Annotated in this window: 5 protein-coding genes; 4 read left to right on the forward strand and 1 reads right to left on the reverse strand. The window is 71.7% G+C overall.

The features are described from left to right. Positions 1–31: 31 nt before the first annotated feature. Complete coding sequence (locus MKK67_RS08150) at positions 32–832, reverse strand: collagen-like protein (RefSeq protein WP_243963320.1); 801 nt, start codon at positions 830–832, stop codon at positions 32–34. Between the two features lie 229 nt (positions 833–1,061). On the opposite strand from MKK67_RS08150, the gene MKK67_RS08155 reads away from it, so the two are divergent. From MKK67_RS08155 to MKK67_RS08170, 4 genes are all read left to right on the forward strand, one after another. Next, complete coding sequence (locus MKK67_RS08155; RefSeq protein ID WP_243963322.1) at positions 1,062–1,853, forward strand: ImuA family protein; 792 nt, start codon at positions 1,062–1,064, stop codon at positions 1,851–1,853. Then, positions 1,780–3,483 carry a DNA polymerase Y family protein gene (locus MKK67_RS08160; protein WP_243963324.1) on the forward strand — a complete coding sequence of 568 codons (1,704 nt, stop codon included), beginning with the start codon at positions 1,780–1,782 and terminating at the stop codon, positions 3,481–3,483. The genes MKK67_RS08155 and MKK67_RS08160 overlap by 74 nt, the downstream gene beginning before the upstream one ends. Then, entirely contained in the window at positions 3,456–6,770 is a 3,315-nt protein-coding gene (locus tag MKK67_RS08165) for an error-prone DNA polymerase (protein WP_243963326.1), read from the forward strand. Before MKK67_RS08160 ends, MKK67_RS08165 begins: the two co-directional genes overlap by 28 nt. A 394-nt stretch (positions 6,771–7,164) precedes the next feature. Further along, positions 7,165–8,112, forward strand: coding sequence for a helix-turn-helix domain-containing protein (locus tag MKK67_RS08170; RefSeq protein ID WP_243963327.1), 948 nt, complete (start codon positions 7,165–7,167; stop codon positions 8,110–8,112). Positions 8,113–8,783 lie beyond the last annotated feature (671 nt).

An 8,783-nucleotide genomic window follows, 5' to 3' on the forward strand; every position in this document is an offset into this window, starting at 1 on the left:
TCTTCACAGAGATGTGTGACACCCGCAGCCCTCACGGCCGGGTGCAGAACCCGACGATCCCCGAGGCCTCTGCCGGGCAGGTGGCGCCCTCCCCGTCATAGACCGGGGTGCCGGCCTTGAGGCAGTGGGCGGTGACCAGCGTTTCTTCCGACGGGCATGTGATGGTGCAGCCGCCCGCGCAGTCGGATTTGCGCACGGCCCGGAGGGCTGAGGCGCCGGCCTCGCCCCTGGCCCCTGCCCCGCCGACCGGGCCGGGCTCGCCCTTGGCCCCCGGCTCGCCCTTGATACCGGCTTCGCCCTTGGCGCCCTGATCCCCCTTGGCCCCCGGGAGTCCCGGAGCGCCAGGCTCACCGTTGAGCCCCTGGTCGCCCTTCGGACCCGCATCACCCTTCGGCCCCGCCTCCCCGGGCGGCCCCGCGGCGCCCTGCGGGCCGGGCGGCCCCGGGGGGCCTTCGGCGGCGCAGTTCGCGATCACGGCCTCGCGTTCGTCCGGCTCGGCCTTGAGGGTCGCCACGCAGGTCGGCGGCCGGTAGGGGACCCGGAAAGTGAAGCGCCCGCGCCGGTCGGCCTGGATCGAGATGTCGTCGTCCAGGACGACGATCGTCCCGGGCTTGCGCACCGAGCCCGAGATCCGCAGGTCGCCCGCCTCGATCCGGGCGTCGTAGATCATGATCGGCTGGCTCGGGACCGGGGCCTGCCGGGGCCGCGGCTTGACCGGGCGCGGGCGGCCTTCGGACGCATTCGGGGCGGTGGGCCCGGGATCCGAAGGCTGCTGGGCTGAGGCCGCTCCGGAGAGGGCGAGCAGGATCGTCAAGGCGAGGGCTGGGCGCATGCTCGGACCATGTCGGCCACGTCTGGCGCGGCACACGACTTGTGGTCTCGGCTCACGGATGCGGTCAACCGTGGCTTTGGTCGCGGGCGGCCGGGCTGATTCCACACGCGTCCACATCCATCCACAGGCCAAGCCGCTGGCCCAGCGTCCGATTCAGGCGTCGTGCGGAAACAGTTTGAACATGTTCCTGTTATGTTCCTATCGTCCGGCATGATCGGAGCACGCGGAGATGGGGCCGGACCCTGCGAACCAGACCGGGCGGGATCCCGCTTTGGGAAGCCCCCGGGAGCGGCTGGCGGCCCTGCGGGCGCGCCTGGCGGGTCCCGGCGGCCAAGCGGCACCGCGCCCGGTCCTGTCCCTGGGCCTGGAGGCGATCGACGCGCATCTGCCCGGCGGCGGCCTGGCCCTCGGGCCGCCGCACGAGATCGCCCCGATGGAGCCCGCGGACGCAGTCGCCGCCCTGGGCTTCGCCCTGGCGCTCTGCGCCGCCCGGCTCGCCGGCACGCAAGGCGCGGCGCTGATCGCCGCCGCGCCGAACCAGCCCCTGCCCCATGGGCACGGCCTGGCCGGCCTCGGCCTCGATCCGGCCCGGCTGCTGCTGCTGGAGGCCGGGGGCGACGCGGAGGTGTTTCGTGCGCTCGAGGCCGCGCTCCACGCCCGCGCCCTGCCGGTGCTCGTCGGCCTCCTCGCGGACGGCCTGCCGCTGAAGCCGGGCCGGCGCCTGCAACTCGCCGCGGAAGGGGGGGCGGACGGCGACGCGCCGCCGCTCCTGCTGATCCTGCGCCCCGCCGAGGCCGGGCTGCCCAACGGCGCCGCCACCCGCTGGCGGATCGCCTCGGCCCCGGCCACCCGGGACCGGTTCGGCACCCTGGACAACCCGCGCTGGCGGGCGCGGCTCGAACGCTGCCGCAACGGCCGGGGCGGCGACTGGCTTCTGGAGTGGGACCATGCCGCGCATCGTCTGCGTCTGCCTGAGCCACTGGCCCGTGACGCGGCTGCGGCGGGCCGGTCTCGCGCCTGACCGGGGCCCGCTCGCGGTGGCGGCCGAGGGGCCCGGTGGCCTGCGGCTCCTCGCCCTCGACCCGGAGGCCCGGGCCCTGGGTCTGCGGCCCGGCGAACCCCTCGGCCGGGTCCGGGCGCGGATCGGCGTGCCGCTCCAGGTCCATCCCGCCGATCCCGACTCCGATCGGGCGGCGCTGCTGCGGCTCTGCCGCTGGGCGGAGGGCTACGCCCCCGGTGTGGCGCCGTTCGGGGCCGCCGAGGCGGCGGACGGCTTCTACATCGATGTCGCCGGGGCGAGCCACCTGCGCGGCGGCGAGGCGAAGCTCGTGGACGACCTGGCCGGGCGCCTGGCGCGGTCAAACATTCCCGCCCGGATCGCGCTCGCCGACACCCCCGGCGGCGCCTTCGCGCTGGCCTGCTACGGGGCCTCCGACCGGGTCGTCGTGCCCCCCGGCGGGGCCGCGGAGCCCCTGCGGGGGCTGCCCGTGGCGGCGCTGCGCCTCGATCCCGGCACGGTCTCGGGCCTGCAGCGGCTCGGCCTGCGCCGGGTCGGCGAAGTCGATGCCCTGTCCCGAGGCCCCCTCGCCCGTCGCTTCGGTGAGGCCCTGCTGCTGCGCCTCGACCAGGCGATGGGCCGCCGGCCCGAGCCCCTGGCGCCGCTCACCGAGGAGGCCGCCTACCGGGCCGCCCGCGGCTTCCTCGACCCGATCGGCCGGCAGTCGGACATCGTCGTCACCGCCCGGCTGCTGATGGCGGAGATCGCCCCCCGGCTGGAGCGGGACGGGGTCGGCGCCTGCGCCCTGCGCCTCGTGCTGCACCGGGTCGACGGGGTGATGCGCGTGCTCGATCTCGGCCTGTCCCGGCCCGAGCGCTGCCCCGAGCGCGTCGCCGCCCTGGTGTCCCTGCGCCTCGACCGCCTGGGCGCCGGTCTCGATGCCGGCTTCGGCTTCGAGACCGTGGCGCTCACCGTGACGGTGACCGGCACCCTGTCGGTCCGCCAGACGGAGCTCGGCGCGGCGCCTCAGGGCGACGGCATCGACGCCCTCGCGGATGCCCTGACCCAGCGCCTCGGTCGGCCGCTCCTGCGCCTCGGGGCGCGGGCGAGCCACATCCCCGAGCGGGCCGCCCACACCCTCCCGTGGACGCTACACGGTTCAGACAGCGCCTCGCGCAAGTCGCGACGGGCTCCCTCTCCCGTGCAGGAGCGGGTTGGGGTGAGGGATCAGGTCTCTCCGGAGAGGTCGCATCCCTCACCCGGCTCTTTGCGAGAGCAGACCTCGCCCGCACTCGCGCCTCGACCGGCTTCGTGTGCGTCCGACAACCCCTGGACCAGCGCGCCCACCTCCTGGCCGGACCACCTGCCGCCCCGGCCCCTGGTGCTGTTCCCCCGGGGCGAGGCCGCCCTCGACGTGCTCTCCACCGTGCCCGAGGGGCCGCCCCGGCGCTTCCGCTGGCGCGCCCGGATCCACGCGATCGTCCATGCCGAGGGGCCGGAGCGGATCGCCGCCGAGTGGTGGCATGCGCCCGCCGAGGCCCGGGATTATTACCGGGTCGAGTGCGAGGCCGGCCGAAGGCTCTGGCTCTACCGCGACGGACCGCACGCCCCTGGCCGTCCGGCCGCATGGTTCGTCCACGGGGTGTTCGCGTGAGCGGCCCCGCCTACGCCGAGCTCGCCCTCACCACGAACTTTTCGTTTCTGCGCGGCGCCTCGCATCCGCAGGAATACGTCGTGCAAGGCGCAGCCTACCGGCTCGCGGCCCTCGGGATCGCCGACCGCAACACCGTGGCCGGGGTGGTGCGGGCGCATGCGGCGGCGCGGGCCCTGGAGGCGGAGGGTTTGAAGATCCGCATCCTGCCGGGGGTGCGCCTCGTCACCGAGGACGGGTTCGAGGCCGTGACCTATCCGGCGGACCGGCAGGCCTGGGGCCGCCTGTGCCGGCTGCTCACCCGGGGCAACCGGCGCAGCCGCAAGGGGGAATGCCGCTTCACCTTCGCCGAGATGCTGGAGGCCGCCGAGGGGCAGATGTTCATCGCGATGCCGCCGGGCCGGCGCCTGCGCCCCCCGGACGGTTTTTTGGGTCGGCTCGAAGCCCTGGCCGCGGCCGCCCCGGGCCGGACCTGGCTCGGGGCGAGCCACGCGCGGCGCGGCGACGAGCGCCGCCGCCTCGGCCTCCTCGTCGAGCTGGGCGAACGCCACGGGGCGCCCATGGTCGCGGTCTCGGACGCGCTCTACCACCATCCCGAACGGCGCCCGCTCCAGGACGTGGTGGCCTGCATCCGCGAGGGCTGCCGGATCGGGGAGGCCGGCTATCGCCTGGAGGCCAATGCCGAGCGCCACCTGAAGCCCCCCGCCGAGATGGCCCGGCTGTTCGCCGACCATCCGGAGGCGCTCGCCCGCACCATCGAGATCGCGCAAAGCTGCAGCTTCTCCCTTGGGCAGCTGCACTACGAGTACCCCGACGAGCCGGTGCCGCCGGGGCGCACGCCTCAGGAATACCTGGAGGAGAAGACCTGGGAGCGGGCGCGCTGGCGCTATGCCGGCGACATCCCGGCCGCGGTCGAGGCGACTTTGCGCGAGGAGCTGCGGCTCATCGCGCAGATGGAATACGCCCGCTACTTCCTGACCCTGTTCGACGTGGTCGAGTTCGCCCGGAGCAAGGGCATCCTGTGCCAGGGCCGCGGCTCGGCGGCCAATTCCGCCGTGTGCTTCTGCCTCGGCATCACCGCCGTGGACCCGTCCAAGCACCGGCTGCTGTTTGCCCGGTTCATCTCCGAGAACCGGGGCGAGCCCCCGGACATCGACGTCGATTTCGAGCACGCGCGTCGCGAGGAGGTGATCCAGCACCTCTACGACCGCTACGGGCGAGAGCGCGCGGCCCTCTGCGCCACGGTGATCCATTACCGCCCGCGCATGGCGATCCGCGAGGTCGGCAAGGTCTTGGGCCTCACCGAGGACGTGACCGCGGCGATCGCCGACACGGTCTGGGGCTCCTGGGGCAAGGACGTGCCGGACAAGCACGTGCGCGAGGCCGGCCTCGACCCCGACAACCCGATGCTCCGGCAGGCGCTCGATCTCGCCCACCAGCTGATCGGGTTTCCCCGCCACCTGTCGCAGCATGTCGGCGGCTTCATCCTGACCCGCGGGCGCCTCGACGAGACCGTGCCGGTGGGCAACGGCGCCATGGCGGACCGCACCTTCATCGAGTGGGACAAGGACGATATCGACGCGATCGGCCTGATGAAGGTCGACGTGCTGGCGCTCGGCATGCTGACCTGCCTCAAGCGCGGCCTCGAGTTTTTGGAACGGGACCACGGCGAATTCTACGAGACCCTGGCCGAGCTGCCGCAGGACGATGCCGCGACCTACGCGATGCTGGCGAAGGCCGATTCCGTCGGCGTGTTCCAGGTCGAGAGCCGGGCGCAGATGTCGATGCTCCCGCGCCTCAAACCCAAGGAGTTTTACGACCTCGTCGTGCAGGTGGCGATCGTGCGCCCCGGCCCGATCCAGGGCGACATGGTCCATCCCTACCTGCGGCGGCGGTCGGGGGACGAGCCGGTGGTCTATCCGGCTCCGCATCCGGACCACGGGCCGGCGGACGAGTTGCACGCGGTGCTGCACAAGACCTACGGCGTGCCGCTGTTCCAAGAGCACGCGATGCAGATCGCCATCACGGCGGCGGGCTTCACCCCGGCCGAGGCCGACGGGTTGCGCCGGGCGATGGCGACGTTCCGGCATGTCGGCTCGATCGGCGGCTTCGAGCAAAAGTTCGTGGGCGGCATGACCGGCCGCGGCTACCCGGCGGATTTCGCCCAGCGCTGCTTCGCGCAGATCAAGGGGTTTTCCACCTACGGCTTCCCGGAGAGCCACGCGGCGAGCTTCGCGCTCCTGGTCTACGCCTCGGCCTGGATGAAGTGCCGGCACCCGGACGTGTTCCTGGCCGCGATCCTCAATGCCCAGCCGATGGGTTTTTATCAGCCGGCCCAGCTGGTGCGCGACGCCCGCGCCCACGGGGTCGAGGTGCGGGGCGTCTGCGTCAATGCCAGCGCCTGGGACTGCACCCTGGAGCCGGCCGGGGATCCGAAACGGCACGCGGTGCGTCTCGGCCTGCGGCAGGTGAGCGGCCTGCCCGAGGCGGCGATGCACCGGCTCGTCCGGTTGCGCGCCAACGGCTATGCCAGCATCGAGGGCCTGCAGGCGGCCCTCGCTTTGCCGCGCAACGCCCTGGAGCGCCTGGCCGAGGCCGACGCCTTCCGGTCGCTGGGCCTCGACCGGCGCGCCGCCCTGTGGATGGTGCGGACGCTGGAGGGCACCTCCTCCCGCAAGGCGGCCAAGGCGGACGGGACCGAGCGCCGCGGCCATCTCCTCGACGCGCCGCTGCCGCTCTTCGCCTGGCACGCCGATGACGGCCTGTTCCGCCACGAGCCGCAGGTGGATCTACCGGCCCTGCCCCTGTCCGAGGCGGTGGCCGAGGATTACGCCGCCACCGGCCTGTCGCTCCAGGGGCACCCGGTCGCGTTCTTCCGCGGCCGGCTCGCCCGGATCGGCGCGATCCCGGCTCGGGCCCATTGCGACCCGGCCCTGCCCCAGGGCGCCCGGGTCACGGTGGCGGGCCTGGTGCTGATCCGCCAGCGGCCGGGCACCGCCAAGGGCGTGGTGTTCCTGACCTTGGAGGACGAGACCGGCATCGCCAACGTGATCATCTGGAAAACGGTGTTCGAGGCCAACCGCCGGGCCGCCATGCAGGCCCGCTTCCTCGCCGTGCGCGGCCGGGTGCAGCGGGCGAGCGGCGTGGTCCATCTGGTCGCCGAGGGGTTTCGCGACCTCACCGAGTCTTTACGCGACCTGCGCGCCGCCGGGATGCGGCTGCCGCCCGAGACCACGGATTTCGGCGCGCCCCCGGACCGGCGGATGTATCCGAGTCGGGATTTTCATTGAGGGGCTGCGTGGGGGGACGCCCCGTCCGTGCGCGTGCCGCGAAGCGATCCAGGGGACGAAATCCGACGCTTGGTGGCGTCTGCAGTCGACCCTTCTCTGAAGTTCAGAAGGTCCGCTTGCGGGCAACCTGACCCAGCTTGGTGATTTTTCCTGGCCGAAAGGAGTGCGCCTTCTTTGAAACAGTCGATCCACCAAAGCTGGCCCTGCCTCTGACACCTTCATTTACAGGTGCTTATTCAACCGTTGACCTGCTTTAGCTTCCAGCCCTGACCCAGCACGCGGTGCATACGTATACGAAAAATACTAAATTCGAAGTCTTGCTAATTTACAAACAGACATACCTTGCAGGCAGAGCGAGTCTCGATCTCCAAGCGTTTGAACCAGGGAGTATAGATTGACCGAGCGCCCCCGCGTCAAAACGCTGAGGCAGAGCACGGCCGAGGTCGAGTCGAAGCGAGCGTTCGAGTTCTGGCGCGACACGGCGCTAGCCATGTCCGGCGTCTCCAGCGCCGGGGCCGATGAACGGCGGTCGTTCGCAGCCAGTCGCCTCGTCGCCGTCACGACCCACAGCACCTTGCTGCACACCGAGGGCCCGCGGGTCGATGTCGAGCGCTCGGCGCGCCATGTCCGCCAAGACGGGCGCGACACCATCACAATCGCCCTGGTCCTCCGCGGTACCGAGTACTTCGAACAAGGGACCCGCGGCGGGCGGATGGCTCCCGGCGACATCAGCATCACCGACTCCGGACGCCCGTTCCTGATCGGGGCTTACGAGGATTACGAGGAGATCCGGCTTAGCGCGACGCGCGCGGCCTTCAGGGCCCATGTCGGCGAGCCGGAAGCCTACGCCGGGCGCCTGATCGGCCACGGCCCCCTCAATGCGCTGTTCACGACTTACCTGCGGTCCTACGCGGCCTTGGTGCCGGGCATGACGGAGGCCGAGGCCGGCATCGCGGTCGAGGGCATCCTCCACCTGTTCCGGGGTTTGGTGGGCGCTCCCACGGGCGACGTCACAGCCGACGCATTGCGGTCACTGGCCGCGGTGCACATCGAACGCAGCCTCCACGATCCGGGGTTCGGTCCCGACGCCCTGTACCGGGCGTTGTGCGTCTCCCGCAGCCGTCTCTACGCCGCCTTCGCCGAGGGCGAGGGCGTGGCGGCGGCGATCCGCGACGCGCGCCTCGACCGGGCGCATCGCCAGTTGTCGGCGCCTGCACAGGCCAGCGACAGCATCGCGACCATCATGCTCCGGTGCGGCTTCACCAACGCATCGGGCTTCAGCACCGCCTTCCGTCGGCGCTTCGGAACCGCGCCGCGCGATCTCAGAGCCTCGAACACCTGAGGGCGGACGCTTTACCGGACCTGGCGCGGCCACCAACCGCGTCACCGGCCGGTCCAAGACACCGCGTCGCCGGGGAGGAGCGGCACCACGTCGTGGGAATGGACGAAGGCTTCTCGAACGACCGCGATGGGCGCAAAGCCGAAGGTCCGCGTCCGGGCATCAAGGCCAACTTCCCCTTCCCACCGATTGTGTTGAAAAACTCGGAGGCAGCACATTAAGCGTCATCCAAGGCGGCGTTCCGGAGAATATTCGTCTCTAATAGGCGATCTAGATCTACTATTTCAGCAAGTTCTAGGCGGCTCGATAGCAGGAATTTCTACATCTGCATCGGTTCGCGGTGCCGCCTCGACCCGGTCCGGAGTTTTTCAACGAAATCCACCCATTGCAGACGGCACCAAGCGGCAGATCTCATCCACTCCGTCGCTCCGCTCGCGACGACGCAGGCTGATCACCGATGTCGTCTTGACAATGTTCCTATTTTGTGCTCATTAGCCGCCACCTGTCCTTCGGTGCAGTGGGGGTGACTCCATGGCACTCTTCGGGGGTCCGTTCGGTGGCTGACCGGCGGGTTCGGAGGGCAGGGCGGTGCCCGCGTCGGTGGCTCTCAGCCGCCATCGCCCCGGGCGGCGAACCGATGCGGGGCGTGTCTCGGATGCGGGCGTGAGGTCGGG

The organism is Methylobacterium sp. J-072 (assembly GCF_022829425.1).
GTDB lineage: Bacteria > Pseudomonadota > Alphaproteobacteria > Rhizobiales > Beijerinckiaceae > Methylobacterium.